Annotated in this window: 15 protein-coding genes; 11 read left to right on the top strand and 4 right to left on the bottom strand. The window is 67.9% G+C overall.

Annotated features, from left to right (window positions below; translation table 11 throughout):
- Positions 1-12 precede the first annotated feature (12 nt).
- From GTZ97_RS11370 to GTZ97_RS11335, 8 genes are all read left to right on the top strand, one after another.
- The gene (locus GTZ97_RS11370) at positions 13-699 is read left to right on the top strand and encodes a PEP-CTERM sorting domain-containing protein (protein WP_201748258.1); all 687 of its coding nucleotides are present in this window, start codon (positions 13-15) and stop codon (positions 697-699) included.
- A gap of 19 nt (positions 700-718) precedes the next feature.
- Positions 719-2,947, top strand: a complete 2,229-nt coding sequence (locus GTZ97_RS11365) for a TonB-dependent receptor domain-containing protein (protein ID WP_161650739.1) — start codon at positions 719-721, stop codon at positions 2,945-2,947.
- 50 nt (positions 2,948-2,997) lie between these two features.
- Positions 2,998-4,122, top strand: a complete 1,125-nt coding sequence (locus GTZ97_RS11360) for a hemin-degrading factor (RefSeq protein WP_161650738.1) — start codon at positions 2,998-3,000, stop codon at positions 4,120-4,122.
- Positions 4,119-4,985: a heme/hemin ABC transporter substrate-binding protein gene (locus tag GTZ97_RS11355; protein ID WP_161650737.1), complete on the top strand. Its 867-nt coding sequence runs from the start codon at positions 4,119-4,121 to the stop codon at positions 4,983-4,985. Before GTZ97_RS11360 ends, GTZ97_RS11355 begins: the two co-directional genes overlap by 4 nt.
- Positions 4,982-6,097 (top strand): FecCD family ABC transporter permease, encoded by a 1,116-nt coding sequence (locus GTZ97_RS11350; protein ID WP_161650736.1) that lies wholly within the window; start codon positions 4,982-4,984, stop codon positions 6,095-6,097. The genes GTZ97_RS11355 and GTZ97_RS11350 overlap by 4 nt, the downstream gene beginning before the upstream one ends.
- Before the next feature lie 9 nt (positions 6,098-6,106).
- Complete coding sequence (locus GTZ97_RS11345) at positions 6,107-6,922, top strand: heme ABC transporter ATP-binding protein (RefSeq protein WP_161650735.1); 816 nt, start codon at positions 6,107-6,109, stop codon at positions 6,920-6,922.
- 15 nt (positions 6,923-6,937) lie between these two features.
- Positions 6,938-7,309 (top strand): hypothetical protein, encoded by a 372-nt coding sequence (locus GTZ97_RS11340; RefSeq protein WP_161650734.1) that lies wholly within the window; start codon positions 6,938-6,940, stop codon positions 7,307-7,309.
- A 129-nt stretch (positions 7,310-7,438) separates the two neighbouring features.
- Entirely contained in the window at positions 7,439-7,594 is a 156-nt protein-coding gene (locus tag GTZ97_RS11335; protein WP_236651152.1) for a hypothetical protein, read from the top strand.
- Positions 7,595-7,807: 213 nt separating this feature from the next.
- On the opposite strand, the gene GTZ97_RS11325 is transcribed toward GTZ97_RS11335, so the two are convergent.
- The 4 genes from GTZ97_RS11325 to GTZ97_RS11310 are packed head-to-tail and all read right to left on the bottom strand — an operon-like array spanning position 7,808 to position 12,351.
- Positions 7,808-8,116 (bottom strand): DUF3325 family protein, encoded by a 309-nt coding sequence (locus tag GTZ97_RS11325; RefSeq protein WP_161650733.1) that lies wholly within the window; start codon positions 8,114-8,116, stop codon positions 7,808-7,810.
- Positions 8,109-9,824 (bottom strand): PepSY-associated TM helix domain-containing protein, encoded by a 1,716-nt coding sequence (locus GTZ97_RS11320; protein ID WP_161650732.1) that lies wholly within the window; start codon positions 9,822-9,824, stop codon positions 8,109-8,111. The genes GTZ97_RS11325 and GTZ97_RS11320 overlap by 8 nt, the downstream gene beginning before the upstream one ends.
- Before the next feature lie 20 nt (positions 9,825-9,844).
- A complete protein-coding gene (locus GTZ97_RS11315; RefSeq protein ID WP_161650731.1) occupies positions 9,845-10,138 on the bottom strand; it encodes an iron uptake protein in 294 nt (97 codons plus the stop codon).
- Between the two features lie 2 nt (positions 10,139-10,140).
- Positions 10,141-12,351, bottom strand: a complete 2,211-nt coding sequence (locus GTZ97_RS11310; RefSeq protein ID WP_161650730.1) for a TonB-dependent siderophore receptor — start codon at positions 12,349-12,351, stop codon at positions 10,141-10,143.
- A 102-nt stretch (positions 12,352-12,453) separates the two neighbouring features.
- On the opposite strand from GTZ97_RS11310, the gene GTZ97_RS11305 reads away from it, so the two are divergent.
- From GTZ97_RS11305 to feoB, 3 genes are all read left to right on the top strand, one after another.
- Complete coding sequence (locus GTZ97_RS11305) at positions 12,454-13,428, top strand: TerC family protein (RefSeq protein WP_161650729.1); 975 nt, start codon at positions 12,454-12,456, stop codon at positions 13,426-13,428.
- A gap of 78 nt (positions 13,429-13,506) precedes the next feature.
- Positions 13,507-13,788 (top strand): FeoA family protein, encoded by a 282-nt coding sequence (locus GTZ97_RS11300; RefSeq protein ID WP_161650728.1) that lies wholly within the window; start codon positions 13,507-13,509, stop codon positions 13,786-13,788.
- A complete protein-coding gene (gene feoB, locus GTZ97_RS11295; protein WP_161650727.1) occupies positions 13,785-15,680 on the top strand; it encodes a ferrous iron transporter B in 1,896 nt (631 codons plus the stop codon). The genes GTZ97_RS11300 and feoB overlap by 4 nt, the downstream gene beginning before the upstream one ends.
- Position 15,681: the final 1 nt, after the last annotated feature.

The raw sequence follows: 15,681 nt of genomic DNA, 5'->3' as shown, positions 1-15,681 counted from the left end.
GAGAGCCTTGCCATGTTCCTGTCCAACCGTTTTGTCCTCGCCCCTGCCGCTGCCGCCGTCCTCGCCTTGAGCGCAGGCCAAGCCTTCGCTGCGGCCGGCCAGTGGGATTCCGCCGCCGCCGGCTTCAGCGGCTCGGGCGCCAACGCGGCCAACCCGTGGATCAGCACGCCCGCCGCAGGCAGCACCTATGCCGAGTGGAATGCCATCTTCGGCTATCCCGTGGACGACACGCCCGATATCGCGGGCGCCGGCAAGCTCACCGAAACCACCGGCTCGGCTTTCCCGACCAGCGGCGGCAACATCTACAGCATCTCGGGCGCAGCGGCTTTCCGCCTCGATCTGGCCGGCGCGGCCAGCGGCCTGTATGACGTGTACCTGCGCGTCTCGACCGTGGGTTCCTCGGTCGCCGACCTGGCCACGCTCAATGGCCAGAGCGCCACACGGGTCGTCACGTTCAGCCAGGCCATCACCGGCGGCTTTGGCGGCAACGAAGAAGAAAGCCTGTGGCGCTGGACGGTGAATGCCAGCGGCCCATGGGTCGTCAACTTCAACGCCAGTGGCGCACACATGAGCCTGGACCAGGTCGGCTTCTATGCCGTCGCCGCCACGCCAGCTGTGCCCGAGCCGGGCACGTGGGCCCTGATGCTGGCTGGCCTCACGGCTGTGGCTGCCCTGAAACGTCGTCGCCCTCAGGCCTGAACGCCGACCGATTCCGGAGGTGAAGTTGACCTCGACGCTGTTGCGCCTGTGGGTGGCGGGCAGCTGGTGGACGGTCGCCGTCGCCAGCCAGCCCGCCCCGCCACCGGCACCCGATGAGCCCACCGAGATGCCCGTGATCGGCGTGACTGCCACGCCGCCTCGCCAGACCGCCGAAACGACCATGTCGACCACACAGGCCCGCACCACGCTGGGCGACGCCACGTTGCGCCGCCGCCAGCCCGACTCGGTCTTCCAATTGATGGACGACGTGCCGGGCGTGACGGTTCAGGGTGGCCCGCGCAACAGTGGCATGGGCTTCAACGTGCGCGGCTACAGCGACAACGAAGACGTGCGCATCGCGCTCGACGGGGTGACCAAAGGCTTCGAGAAGTACCGCTTCGGTGGCACCTTCATCGAGCCCGAGCTGCTCAAGGCCATTGAGGTGCGGCGTGGCGCGCAAATTGATACCGCGGGCGCGCTCGGCGGCACCGTGCGCGCGACCACGCGCGACGCACGCGACCTGCTGCGCCCGGGTCAGCAATGGGGCTCGCGCGCCAGGATCGGTCACGCCAGCAACAACGGTGAACTGCACCGGTTCGCCGCTGCCTATGGCCGGCCCACGGCCGACACCGATGCGGTGGTGGCGCTCAGCGACCGCCAGGGCGACAACCTCCGCTTGGCCAGCGGCCAGCGGCTGCCGCTGTCCGAGGTCCATGCCGGCAGCCACTTGCTCAAGGGCAGCTGGTGGGCCACCGACACGTGGAAGCTCAGCGTCAGCTGGGTGGGCTACCGCGACCAGGGCTTGCAGGCCTATGACACCTACAGCGGCGCCGTGGGCCAGGGCAGCACGCCCATCGAACAGGTGGGCAGCTTCGGCCAGGTTCAGCGCCGCATCGACGATGACACGCTGTCCGTGCAGGCCAACTGGGCAGACGAGTCCGGTGGGCACGCATGGCAGACGACGCTGGGGCGAAGCGAGACACGCGTGCGCGACCACTTCGAGCCAGGCTGGTCCATCTTCTCGACCGGCACGCAGGTGGACGACGACGTGCGTCAGACGCACCACACATTGGACAGCCAGCTCACGCTGACGACGTGGCGCGGCGCCGGGCGTGACGCATTGGCGCTGCGCACCGGCGTCCAGGTTGGGCACAGCGCGCGCGAGGCCCGTCGCGTGACCAGCATCCCCGCGCTCAACCAGGCGCTCTACCCCGATGGCTACAACCCGGCTCAGCCGCCGGGCAGCAAGCGACAAGTCGGCGGCTTCGTGCAACTGGACTGGCAGGTCGGGCGCTGGCAGCTGCTGCCGGGTGTCCGCTTCGATCGAACCGAGGTGGAAGTCCAAGGCGCCAACGCACAGCGGTTGCGCGATGCCGATCAGGCCGACCGCGTGCGATACACCGATTGGTCGCCCAGCCTGACGCTGAGCTACACCTTGCAACCGGGCCGCTGGACGGCCTTCGCCACCGCCGCGCGCGCCCACCGCCCGCCATTGATCGACGAGGCCTTCATGCGTGGCGGTTATGGCGCCTGCAACAACAACGCCCTGCTGCGTACACGCAATGGGCAACCCGGCGTGCCAGGCTACAGCCCAGGCGCACAGGTCGCGCCGGCCAGTGGCATCTGCGCCCCGTACTACGAGCCCGAATCCTCCCGCGCGTTTGAATGGGGCATCCACAGCCGGCACCCCGGCCTGTTGGGCGCAGACAGCGTGGTACAGACCAAGCTCACCGCCTTCGTCAACCACACCGATGACATCCTGGAATCGCTGATGGCCGAACCGGGCGGCAGTGGCCGGCTCATCCAGCCGGGCTGGGAGCGACGCCGCGGCATCGAACTCGAGGCCGGCGCGGCCTGGCAGGGCTGGCAGACCCGCCTCGTCGGCACCCGCCTGACGGGCACGCAGTTCGACGGCCTGCAGACCACCGACCTGATCGGCATCCCCGCCGACCGCGTGCACCTGAGCCTGATGCGGCAGACCGCCTGGGGTGAATGGGGCCTGCGCTGGCAGCACGTCTGGTCCCGCCGCTACTACACCGACACGGCACGCACCAACACAGCCGAGGCCCCGAGCTACCGGCTGCTGGGCGCCTCCATGCGATGGCGACTGAACCGCCAGTTCGAGGCCACCGTGACCGCCGACAACCTGAACAACACCCGTTACGTGCTCGACAACGGGATGAACGGCGGCCCTGGCACAGAAGGCCCCGGCCGCAACCTGAAGTTGTCCCTGAGCGCCCAGTACTGACGACACGATGCAACTCATGCACCTGATGCACCCGACGATGGAGATTGACCATGACCCTAGCGCCCACCCTGACCACCCTGACCACCCTGCCCTCGGCCGCCCATTGGCGCACGTCCTTCGCGGCGCTGCGCGCCCGGGGCCTGCGCGCACGCGACGCCGCCCATCAGCTCGGACTGAGCGAGGGCGCCGTGCTGGCTGCCCATGCTGTCAACCTCATGAGCCCGCAGGAAGCGGGCGACAGCCTGCTGTCGGCCGTCGCGCTCGACGGTGACTGGGTGCGCTTGCTGCAAGGGCTCGAAACCGTCGGGCCGGTGATGGCGCTGACGCGCAACGACCACGTGGTCCACGAAAAGATCGGTGTCTACCGCAACGTCAGCGCCAAGGGGCTGGTGGGCCTCGCGCTGGGCCCCGAGATCGACTTGCGTCTGTTTCTGATGCACTGGCACGCGGGCTTTCATGTGGTCGAGCGCACAGACAAGGGCGAGCAGCACAGCCTGCAGTTCTTTGACCGCCATGGACAGGCCGTGCACAAGGTGCATGCGCGACCCGGCACCGACTTGCAGGCACTCGATGAACTGGTGCAACGGCATGCTCGCCCTCAGGCACAGCCGGTGTTCGAAACTGAGCGCCCCGCTGCACCCGTGGACCGCCCGGACGCCGAGGTCGACTGCCTGGGTCTGGGCGAGGCCTGGTCGGCCATGCGCGACACGCACGAGTTCTTCGACCTGCTCAAGCGGTTCGAAGTGGGCCGCCTTCAGGCGCTTCGGCTGATGGAGGGCATCCACACGCGTCGCACGCCCGTCGTCGCAGTCGAATGGCTGCTGCATCTGGCCAGCCGCCAAGGCCTGCCCATCATGGTGTTTGCCGGCAACCACGGCTGCCTGCAGATCCACACCGGCGCCGTGCACCGCGTCGAGCCCATGGGCCCGTGGATCAATGTGCTGGATGCGGATTTCAACCTGCACCTGCGGCGCGACGCGATCCACGAAAGCTGGCTGGTGACCAAGCCCACCGATGACGGGCCGGTGACCTCGATCGAATTGTTCGATGCACAAGGCGGCCTGATCGCCATGTTCTTTGGTGAGCGCAAGCCCGGCAAGCCGGAATTGGTCACTTGGCGTGAGCTGGCCCGCGAGGTCAGTGCAGGCGAGCCGCTCTCAGAGGTGGCAGCATGAGGCGGCGCGACTGGTTGCGCCAATGCCTGCACAGCGCCATGGCGCTGGGCTGGCTCGGGATGCACGGCGGCGCGCACGCGGGCACATCCGCCCCACCCCGTCTGGTGACCGTGCACAGCAGCCTGACCGAGACCGTGTACCGCCTGGGCGCAGGTGAGTTGCTCGTGGGCACCGACACCACCAGCACCTTCCCCGAAGCCGCGAACCACACGCGCAAGGTTGGCTACATGCGCACGCTGTCAGCAGAAGGCCTCCTGGCCTTGCGGCCCACCGCCGTGCTGGCAACCGACGACGCGGGCCCCCCTGTGGTGCTGGCGCAGCTCAAGCAGGCGGGGGTGCCGGTTCACGTGCTGCGCAGCACGCTGCGCTTTGACGACGTGCTTGAGAAGGTGCGCCTGGTGGCGCAGCTGACGCAGCGAGAGGCGCAGGGGCGCGCACTGGCTGCGACCCTGCAGGCCCAATGGCAGGCCGTGCAAGGCCGGCTGGCGTCGCAGCGCGCGGCGGGTGCGCCCCGGGTGATGTTCGTGATGGCCCATGGCGGCGGCGCCATGACGGCCGGGCGCGAGACCTCGGCCCACGCCATGCTGCAACTGGCCGGCGCCCGCAATGCGCTGGAACAGGTGCATGGCTTCAAGGCGCTCAACGCAGAAAGCGTGGTGCTCGCGCAGCCCGATGTGGTGCTCACCACCACCGAGTCGCTCGCCTTTCTGGGCGGGCCCGAGCGCCTGTGGCAACAGGCCGGCCTGGCGCAGACGCCGGCCGCAAGGCGCCAACGACTGGTGGCGCTGGACGGCATGGCCCTGCTGGGATTCGGCCCGCGCATGCCCGAGGCGCTCGATCAACTGCAGCGGCAGCTGTCATGAGCGCGGTGCTCGACGGCGCTGACGACCAGCTTGAAGCCGCGGCGCCGGCTCGGCGGGTCACACGCGATCCGCGCTGGCTGTGGTGGCTGGGCGCGCCCCTGCTGGTCCTCAGCCTGGCCGTGGCCGCCTCGCAGGGCGCCTATGCCATTGGCCTGGCCGATCTGCCACGGCTGTGGGCGTGGTGGCAACAACCCGCCGACGCCCCCTTTGACCCCGAGCTCACCGCTGCGCAGGTGTTCTGGCACATCCGCGCGCCGCGGCTGCTCATGGCCACGCTCGCAGGCAGTGCACTGGGTGTGGCCGGCGCGGCCATGCAGGGGCTGTTTCGCAACCCGCTGGCCGACCCCGGCCTGATCGGCGTGAGCGCGGGCGCCGCGCTGGGTGCGGCCTGCAGCATCGTGCTGCTGCCGCTGCTGGGGCTGATGCCCGCCGGCTTCGCGGTGGGGCTGTCGGGCATGGGGGTGACCATGCTGAGCGCGTTCGCTGGCGGCGTGGCCGTCACCGCGCTGGCCTGGCGGCTGGCCAACACGCAAGGCCAGGTGCAGCTGGCCAACCTGTTGCTGGTGGGGCTGGCCATCAATGCGCTGGCCATGGCGGGGCTGGGCCTGCTGACCTACCTGGCCAGCGACACACAGCAACGCGCACTGAACTTCTGGCTGCTGGGCAGCCTGGCCCCCAGCCAGTGGGCCACGGTGATGGCGGTGCTGCCGCCCACGGTGGCCGCGTTGGCCGCCGGGCGCTGGCTGATGCGGCCGCTCGATGCGCTGGCCCTGGGCGAGGCACAAGCGCGCGCCATGGGCGTCAACGTCAAACGGCTGCAGACCGTCTCGGTGGCCATGACCGCGCTGGCCGTGGGCGCCGTGACGTCGGCCATCGGCATGGTGGGCTTCATCGGCCTGCTTGCCCCGCATCTGGTGCGACTGCTGCTGGGCCCGTGCCACGGCGTGGTGTTGCCAGGCGCGGCGCTGACCGGCGCCTGCCTGGTGCTGCTGGCCGATACCGCAGCACGCACCGTGGCCGCACCGGTGGAGCTGCCCCTGGGCGTTCTCACTGGGCTCATGGGCGCGCCGGTCTTTCTCTACTTGCTGCGCCAGCGCGGCCACCGCCATTGAGGAGCCAGAATGGATCTGAGCGCCAACGACCTCGTCGTGCAACACGGCAGCCGCCGTACCCTGGCCTTGCCGCACCTGCATCTGGCCTGCGGGCAGGTGCACGCGCTGCTGGGCCCCAACGGCGCCGGTAAATCCACCCTGATGAGCTGTCTGGCCGGCCTGGACCCGCGCACGTGCCAACAGGTCAGCCTGGGTGGTCGCCCCCTGTCGGCATGGGACGCCATGGCGCTGGCCCGCCAGCGGGGCCTGCTCTCCCAGGCGCACCAGGTGCCATTCGACTTCAGCGTGCGCGACATCGTGCAGATGGGCCGCTACCCCCATGCCGACCAACCCCACCCGCGCGAAACAGCCCTGGTGGCCGAGTGCCTGCAGCAAGCCGGCGCCCACCACCTGCTGGACCGGTTCTACGACCAGCTTTCTGGCGGCGAGAAGGCCCGCGTGCAGCTCGCCCGTGTGCTGGCGCAGATCACCGCCCACCCTGACGACACCACACCGCGCTGGCTGCTGCTCGACGAGCCCACCGCCGCGCTGGATCTGGCTCATCAGCACGGCGTGATGCGGCTGCTGCGCGAGCTGGCGGCCAGAGGAACGGGCGTCGTTGTCGTGCTGCACGACATCAACCTGGCCAATGCCTACGCCGACCAGGTGGTGATCCTGCGCGAGGGGCGGCTGGTGGCCATGGGCCGCTGCGAGACGGTGCTGGAGCCCGCGCTGGTTCAGCGCGTCTGGGGCGTGACCTGCCATCGCCTGCTCGACACGCCTGCCGACGCCGCGGCCCGAACCGCTCCCGCAGCCTGGTCGCGCGGCTGGCTGGCCTTTTCTTGAGCAACCAGGCGCCCCATGAACCCGATCAACCCTTCGACCACGTTCGCGCTGCATCGGCGTTGGCAACACCACCGCATGCACATTCGCTGCGGGCTGTCGCCTCACCAAGCTTGGCGCATCGCCGCTTACCTGCAACTGGGCGACCAGTTGGCTGACCGTGGGCACGCCTGCCCGCTGCAGCTGCAGTTACGGATGCTGCAGACCCTGTTGAGCACCGCCACCGATGCCCAGTTGCCCCTGGTCTGGCGCCAGTGCTGCCTGCATGCGGCGCATGCACCGCTGGACTGGTTGCGCGAGGTACTGGGCGTACACGACCCGCTCGCGCTGCAGGCCGTGGAGTGCGCGTGCGAGCGCGCACGCCGGCAACTGCCCCACATGTCTGATTGAAACCCCGTCACCTACCCGGAGAACTCGCCATGCGCTACAACCGTGTCCGAGCCACCGTCGAATGGGTCGCACTGGCGGCCATCATCGTGTCTGTCTGGGTGTTCGTCCCAGTTCAGGCCTGACACCCCCGTGACCTGCCTGATCCGGCGCCACATGGAGCGCAAGGAGCAGCAGGCGTTCGATCAGCTGAAGGCTGAGCTGGCTCACGCCTTTGCCGCCCCCGAGTCTGCCTATCGACCTTTGACCGCTGCAGAGGTGATTGCCCGCAACGCTGCGGGCAAGTGACCGATGCCCACCGTGCGGGTTCAGGAGTCGGCGTCCTGGCGTCTGGATGAAATCTACCGCTAGACGCGCGGCCACTGGGGCGAAGCGCAAGCCAATCTCTGTATCACCGGGCTCTTCGACGCGAAACGGCGACATCAGCATCGTGACCATTCTTCACGAGCGCATGCATCAGATCTCACGCTTTCGCGAAGACCTTTTTGGCGAGCGCACGGCTTAACGCGCCAGCCATGCCAGCAGCGCAGGGCGCCAGGCCAGCACCTGGGCGGTCATCATCGCCCCCAACGCCATCACCATCACCCACACGAGCACGGCCATCGAGGCGCGGTCTGCCTGAAGGCACAGCAGCAGGCTGGCCGACAGCAGACATGCACCCGCCACACGCCACCGCAAAGGCCGGTGCACAGAGGCCGAGCGAGCGACCTGCTGCCAGTGCACATGCATGCCAAGTGCCAGGCTGATCATGCCCGCGAGGGCGCAGAGCGTGGCGAACGCAAGCAGCCAAGAGGGGTCGACATCAAGCATGACGCACCTCCTCTTGCACGGCCAGGCTTGTCCCGTCACGCGCGTGAGCGATGCGGGCCGCCTGCTGCCCCCGCCCGAGTCGACGCGCGGCCGCTGCCGCCACGCCCGCCGTCATCAGCAAACTCAGATCCACACCGGCCACCGGCCAGTACGGCTTCCACCACAGCGTCTGCAGCAGGTGATCACCGGTGGTGACCGCATTGAGCACCACGGCCGCCAAGGCCAGGCCGGCGATCAGCCAGCATTGCTGCTGCCAGGCCGGGTGAGGGCGGGCCTGCGCCACGGGGGCGCTCAACACGGCCGCATGCAGCAGCGCCAGTGCCCAGGCCGCCCAGAACACGCCCTGCTCCCAGGTGCCCTTGCCGGCCAGGTCGGCAGGCAGCAGGCGATTGGCCACCAGCATGGCCAAGGCGGCCACGACGATGCCGGTCACGGTGGCCACGGCAAGCGCATCGACGACCCGGCTCCCCTGCCTGCCCGCTCGGGCATGCTGCTGCTTGCGCTTCTCGACAAAGAAGATGAAGCCGGTGGCAATGCACACACAGCCCAGCAAGCCGCCCAGCACGTACAGCCAGCGCAGCATCCAGTGCTCGAAATGCTGAAGATGCAAGCCGCTCAGGAACTCATGCACCTCGGCCACGGCGCTGCGTGGCGGCTCTTCATGCAGCACGGTACCGGTGCTGGCCTTGAAGTGGATGCCCTCACCCACCAGCGCCACGCGGTCACTGCCCGCACGGTAAATGCTCACATAGCTGTTGGCGTCGCCCACGTGGTGAATCATGACGAAGCCCACCTCGCCGGCCATGTCACGCGCAGCCCAGCGGCGCTGGGCCTCAGCCACCATCGCATCCACTGAGGCCATGCCTGCCGGCACCCCGGCGCGCTCATGCGGCAGGCCCTTGGCTTGTGCCTCGATCACTTCGTGCCGGTCGTGCAGCGGCTTGAGTTGCGTCTCGGCCACCGGCAGGTAGTAGTGCGATGCAAAGATCACCAGCCCTGTCAGGGCAAAGAAGAAGTGAAAGGGCAGCGCCACCACGCCGGTCAGGTTGTGCAGGTCGAGTGTGCTGCGCTGCAGATGCTTGCGCGGGCGGAAGGTGAAGAACTCGCGGAAGACCTTGCGGTGCATGATCACGCCGGTCACCAGCGCGGCCAGCATGATCAGGGCGGCCAGCCCGACCACCCACACGCCGAGGTTCTTCCAGTTCAGATGCAGGCTGTAGTGCAACGGGTAGAAAAAGCCACTGCCGATCTTGAGCTGGTCATCCGGCACGAGGCTGCCGTTGCGCGGATCGACCGTCAATCGGGCATGGATGTGGTTGTGTCCGGCAGGGTCCTTGGGCTGCGGCACGCTGAACCCCACCCCTATCAGCAGCACCGGGTCACGGTGTGTCGTGTAAGCCCAGAACTCATCCGCCGGCAAGGCCAGGCGCGGTGTCATCGGGCCCTTGCTGGCGTCATGCAACAGCGGCATGTTGGCCGCGTAGTCCGCAGCATCTGGCTGCGCCTGGCGCAGGATGGGCAGCAGCATGCGGTCGAACGAAGGCATGGTCTGGGCTTCGAACCGGGTCTGCGGAATGGCCCAGCGGTCGATCTCGCGATCGAACACCGACAACGAGCCGAAGAAGAAGACCACCATCAGCACGAAGCCCAGCACCAGGCCGAACCAGGTGTGGACCCACGCCATGGACAGGCGGAAACTGGCAAACATGGCTGGACTCCGGCAGCGTGTCAGTTGAGAAGCATGGCTTGAAGCCCCGTCGCGGCGCCAGCCATCAACAGGCCGCCGCCGAGTAGAACCAGCCCCACCCGGGCCAGGCTGGCCGCAGCGAACGACCACAGGAAGACCCCCAGAAAGACGAGCCACGCGACAATGAGCGCGCCGGCCTCGGCGTCATGAAAGCTCAATCCCATGGCGACCATCGCGGCGATGGCGAACCCCGAGAAGCCCCAGGTGAAGGCGTAGCCGCCCAGCACGGCGGCCGCCACGCGCAGTGACACGGATGCAGCTGAATGAAAGGACATGGTCACAGGCTCCAGGCCAGGTTCAGCGAGACGCTGCGTGGTGCGCCCACGTAGGCCTGCTCCCACAACAGGCTGTTGAGGTAGCGGGTGTGGGTGACGTTGTGAACCTGCGCGGTGACCGCCAGCGACTTGTCGACCTGATAGCGCAACACCGCATCCAGCAAGGCATACGCCTTCTGGCGCACCACGCCATCGCTCAACTCGCGCGAGATGTCGCTCTGCCACTTGAGCACCCCGCCCCACGCCAGTCCGGTCACGCCGGGCACATCGGCCAGCGAGGACACGCGAAGCGTCCGACGTGGCACATACGTCCTCACCGACTCGCCGTCTTCACCTTCGATGCGCAGCCAGGTGAAACCGGCACTCAAGCGCCAACCGGCCATGGGCTGGCCCGCGACCTCGGCCTCAAAGCCTTTGGATGTCGCGTCCACACCGCGATAGTAGGTGCGGCCATCCTCAAAGCCGGCCGATTCGGCCGTGTTGTCCTGCGCCACCCGGAACACCGCCAACGACCCTGTCAGCTTGCGGTCGGGGCTCTCGGCCTTGATGCCCGCCTCGACCGTGCGGCCCTGGATCGGGTCGAGCAGACGGCTTTGCTGGTCGGTCTTGGTCTGTGGGTTGAAGATGTCTGCCACGCTGGCATAGACAGACGCGTGCGGCGTGATGTCCGCGACCACGCCGGCAAAGGGCTGGGCGCGCGTGGTGCGATAGTGATGCGGCTCACCGTACTGCTCGCCCGCACTGCTCACCCGGGTCACATTCAGGCCGCCAATGAGTTTCAGGTGGTCATGCACGTTGAAGCGCGCCACACCGTAGGCGGTGCGCCGCCAGTCCTTGAAACGGCCGAAGCCCGACTCCGGCTGGTCGAAGTCCGGCAGCGGAAAGCGGCCGGCGAGCACGTCGTCCTCTGACACGGGGACGCCCACATCGTCATAGCGCGAGGCCATGTCCGACTTGCTGCGTGACACGGACAGCCCGACCACGGCCTCATGTCGCCGACCAGCCAGCGAGAACGGCCCCTTCGCGTGGACATCGCCCAGCCACTGCTGCTCGTCGTTGCGGTACACCGAGGGATAGCTGCGCAGCCCAGCGCCGGTGGGCTGGTCCAGATCGCCATAGACGTAAAACAGGCGCGCACGCCCTCCGATCTTGCGCTGCTGCACGGTGCCCTTGACCGTCCAGCCGCCGCCCAGGTCATGCAGCACGTCGGCGAAGGCCTGCGCGTCGTCGGTGTGCCAGTACGACCACGCCGGGCCCACATTGGCCGAGCGCGGGTAACGTGTGGGCTCGCCGTTGGTGTAGATCAGCGGCAGCGCCCCCCAGCCAACGCCGCTCGGGCGGTTGCGCTGGAGGGCGTAGCCCGCCGTCAGCAGGGTCGAGGCAGACAGGTCCACCTCGACCGTGGCAGCCGCCACTCGCTTGCTGCTTTCGTAGCGATCCAGGTAAGACGCCTTGTCTTCCGCCGCCGCCACAAAGCGCCCCCGCACCGCACGGTCTGCGGTGAGCGCGCCAGACCAGTCGGCATCCAGCCGGACCTGGTCCCACGAGCCCAGCGTGAGCCCGCCCGCAAAACGTGTGTCTGCGGTGGGCCGTTTGCGGACGAAGTTGACCGTGGCAGACGGGTTGCCCGTGGACGACAGCAGGCCGTTGGCCCCTCGCAAGACGTCGACGCGGTCATAGACCGCGGTGTCGATGTCGCCCGTCTGGTCGCCTGTGGCGAAGGGCAGCCCCACACCATCAAGCTGGAAGTTGGAGACCTCGAAACCGCGCACGGAGTAGTACGTCCGGTCGGTCTCGACCCGCTCCACGTTGACGCCCGGAACCGTGTCCAGCACGGCCCGCGCATCACGCAAACCGAAGGCATCCATCTGGGCGCGCGAGACCACGCTGATGGACTGCGGCGTCTCGCGCAGGGTCAGGTCCAGCCGGGTGGCCGACGCAGACCGGCGACGCGAGAAGGCGCTGGGCGACGGGGCACCAGCAGCCGGGGCAGCAGTCACCGTCACGGTTGGCAAGGCGCCGGCATCCTCGGCGTCCACAGTAGCCCCTTGCACCGCCACAGCGGCCGGCGGGACCGGCTCGCCGCCCGACAGTGTTGTCCCTTGGCCCCAGCCCGGCGACATCATGCCGACCCCCAGCAACACAGACAGCCCGGCCCGGCGGACGCGGCAGACGGCGCGGCGTCGTGCCGGACGCGGAAATGTGGCGCTCATTTTTATTAACGTTAGTGATAATGATTCGCATTGTATTAAGCCGACGCGCGGATCACAAGTCGCGCCATCACTACAATGCGGGGCCACTTTTTGGAGCCCCCCATGTTCGGATCTGCACCAGCCTGGCTATGGCTGGCCTTCATCGCCATCGTCGTGCTGGCGCTGTTCGTCGATTTCGCCGTGCTCAAGAAGCAGGGTTCGCATGCAGTGGGCGTGCAAGAGGCCATCCGCTGGTCCATTGTCTGGGTGGTGCTCAGCCTGGCCTTCAACGTGTTTCTCTGGTGGGCCTACGTGCAGGAATCGGGCACGGTGGTGGCCAACACCAAGGCGCTGGAGTTCCTCACCGGCTACCTGGTCGAGAAATCACTCGCGGTCGACAACATCTTTGTCTTCCTGATGATCTTCACCTACTTCTCGGTGCCGGCGGCATTCCAGAAGCGGGTGCTGATGATCGGCATCATTCTGGCCATGGTGCTGCGCGCCATCATGATCCTGATCGGGGGCTGGCTGATCGCCGAGTTCCACTGGATCCTGTACGTGTTCGGCGCCTTCCTCGTGTTCACGGGCATCAAGATGTGGACAGCCAATGACGAGGAGCCCGACCTGGAGGGCAACCCCGCACTCAAGCTGCTGCGCCGCTTCATGACAGTCTCGCCCCACTACGACGGCGAGAAGTTCTTCACCCTGCACAACGGTGTGAAGGTGGCCACACCCATGCTGCTGGTGTGCACGCTGGTGGGCATCACCGATGTGATCTTCGCGGTCGACTCCATCCCGGCGATCTTCGCCATCACGGCCGACCCCTTCATCGTGCTGACCTCCAACATCTTCGCCATCCTCGGGTTGCGCGCCATGTTCTTCCTGCTGGCTGCCATGGCGGCCAAGTTCCACCTGCTCAACTACGGCCTGGCCGTGGTGCTGGTGTTCATCGGCACCAAGATGCTGCTGGTGTTCTGGGAGATCAAGATCCCGGCCCTGGTCTCGCTGGCCGTGGTGGTGGGCGTGCTGGCCATCACCATGGTCTGGAGCGTCAGAACCGCGCCCAAGATCGGCGGCAGCAAGACGGTCGAGGAATGAATTAGACGAGAATGATTCTCGTTACAATACTGGTGGTCTCATTTCTGGAGGCCGCCGCGGCGCGGCGGTCTGACCACCATGCCCACCACTGCGCCCCTCGCATCCTCGCTGCTGAGTCAACTGGCTGACCGGCAAACCGCGCTTGTCCACGATGTGGTTGCGCCGACGCACAGCCCCGAATGGGCGCGCTGGCTGGCCGAGATCGGCTTTCTGCCTGGCGAGCGGGTGCAGATCCTGACGCGCGCCCTGCCGGGGGGCGACCCGCTGGTGGTACGCGTGGGCGATGGCACCTTTGCCCTGCGACGCGCCGAAGCCGCTTGCGTGCGGGTGGTGGATGCCCAGGGCGAGGCGGGCGCATGAAGGAAGCCGTCGTCCACGTTCACCGGGGAGGCCCGCTGGTCGCCCTCGTTGGCAACCCGAATTGCGGCAAGACGGCCCTGTTCAACCGGCTCACGGGCAGCCATCAGAAAGTGGCCAACTACGCAGGTGTGACGGTCGAGCGCAAGGAGGGCCGGCTGATCACACCCGCCGGCAAGACGCTGCGCCTGCTGGACTTGCCCGGCGCCTACAGTCTGCACCCGCGCTCACTGGATGAGTCGGTCACCGTCAATGTGCTGCAGGGGCGCGCGCAGGGCGAGAAGCGCCCGGACCTGGTGGTCTGCGTGGTCGATGCCACCCACCTGCGGCGCAACCTGCGCTTGGTGTTGGCGGTCAAGCGGCTGGGCCTGCCTTGCATCGTGGCGCTCAACATGGTCGATCTGGCCAAGCGCCGCGGGCTGGCTGTGGAGCCGGCTGCGCTCAGCCGCGAGCTGGGCCTGCCCGTGGTCAGCACGGTGGCCATCCAGTCGCACGGGGCCGAGGCGCTCAGGCAGTTGCTCGATGACTCTGTCATCTGGGGGCGGGATGCCTCAGCGGCTAGCGCGCCTGCGCAACCCATGCCCGAAACCGATCCACGCGGCGACCACGAGGCCGTGCGCGGCATCCTGCAGCGCATGGGTCTGGACACCGCCGTCCCCCACCTGGTGAGCGACCGGATCGACCGCGTGGTGCTCCATCCCGTTGTGGGCCCCTTGTTGCTGGCGGCGATTCTGTTCCTGGTGTTTCAGGCGGTCTTTGCCTGGGCCGAAGCCCCCATGGGCTGGATCGAAGCCGCCACCACCTGGGTGGGCGAAGGCCTGGGCGAACGGCTGCCCGACGGTTGGCTGCGCAGCCTGGTGGTCGATGGCCTGATCGCCGGCCTGGGCGGCGTGGTCGTCTTCCTGCCGCAGATCGTCATCCTGTTCTTCTTCATCCTGATGCTCGAAGAGTCGGGCTATCTGCCGCGCGCGGCCTTTCTGCTCGACCGCATCATGGGCAGCGTGGGCTTGTCGGGCCGATCGTTCATCCCGCTGCTCTCCAGCTTTGCCTGCGCCATCCCGGGCATCATGGCCGCGCGCACCATCGCCAACCCGCGCGACCGTCTGGTCACCATCCTCATTGCGCCGCTGATGACGTGCTCGGCCCGCCTGCCGGTCTACGCCCTGCTGATCGGGGCTTTCGTGCCGGCCCGTGAGCTTGCCGGCGGGCTGTCGCTGCAAGGGGTGGTGCTGTTTGGCCTGTACTTGGCGGGCATCATCAGTGCGATGGGCGTGGCCTGGGTGCTCAAGCAGTTCACCTCGCGCAGCCAGGTGCGCAGCCTGATGATGGAGTTGCCCAGCTACCACTGGCCTAGCCCACGCAACATCGCCATTGGCCTGTGGCAACGCGTGAAGATCTTTCTGCGGCGCGTGGGCGGCATCATCCTGACGCTGACCGTGGCGCTGTGGTTCCTCTCCAGCTTCCCGGTGCCACCCGATGGCGCCACCGGGCCCGCGATCGAGTACAGCCTCGCCGGCATGTTGGGTCGCGCGTTGGCCGTGGTGTTCGAGCCCATCGGGTTCAACTGGCAGATCAGCATCGCGCTGGTGCCGGGTCTGGCCGCCCGCGAGGTGGCCGTGAGCGCGCTGGGCACGGTGTACGCGCTGTCGGGCGTCACGGACGACGCCACCGACGCGCTGATTCCCATCCTGCAGCACGGCTGGAGCCTGCCCACTGCCCTGTCGCTGCTCGCCTGGTACGTGTTCGCGCCCATGTGCCTGAGCACGCTGGCCGCCATCAAGCGCGAAACGGGCGGCTGGAAGATGGCCCTGGTCGCCGGCAGCTACCTGTTCGCGCTGGCCTATCTGGCGGCCTTCGCGACCTACCGGACGGCGCAGGCCTTGGGCTGGGGATGAT

Origin of the sequence: Aquabacterium fontiphilum (assembly GCF_009909205.1) — a bacterium.
Taxonomy (GTDB): Bacteria; Pseudomonadota; Gammaproteobacteria; order Burkholderiales; family Burkholderiaceae_C; genus Aquabacterium; species Aquabacterium fontiphilum.
This window is presented reverse-complemented; position numbering and strand designations above follow the sequence as displayed.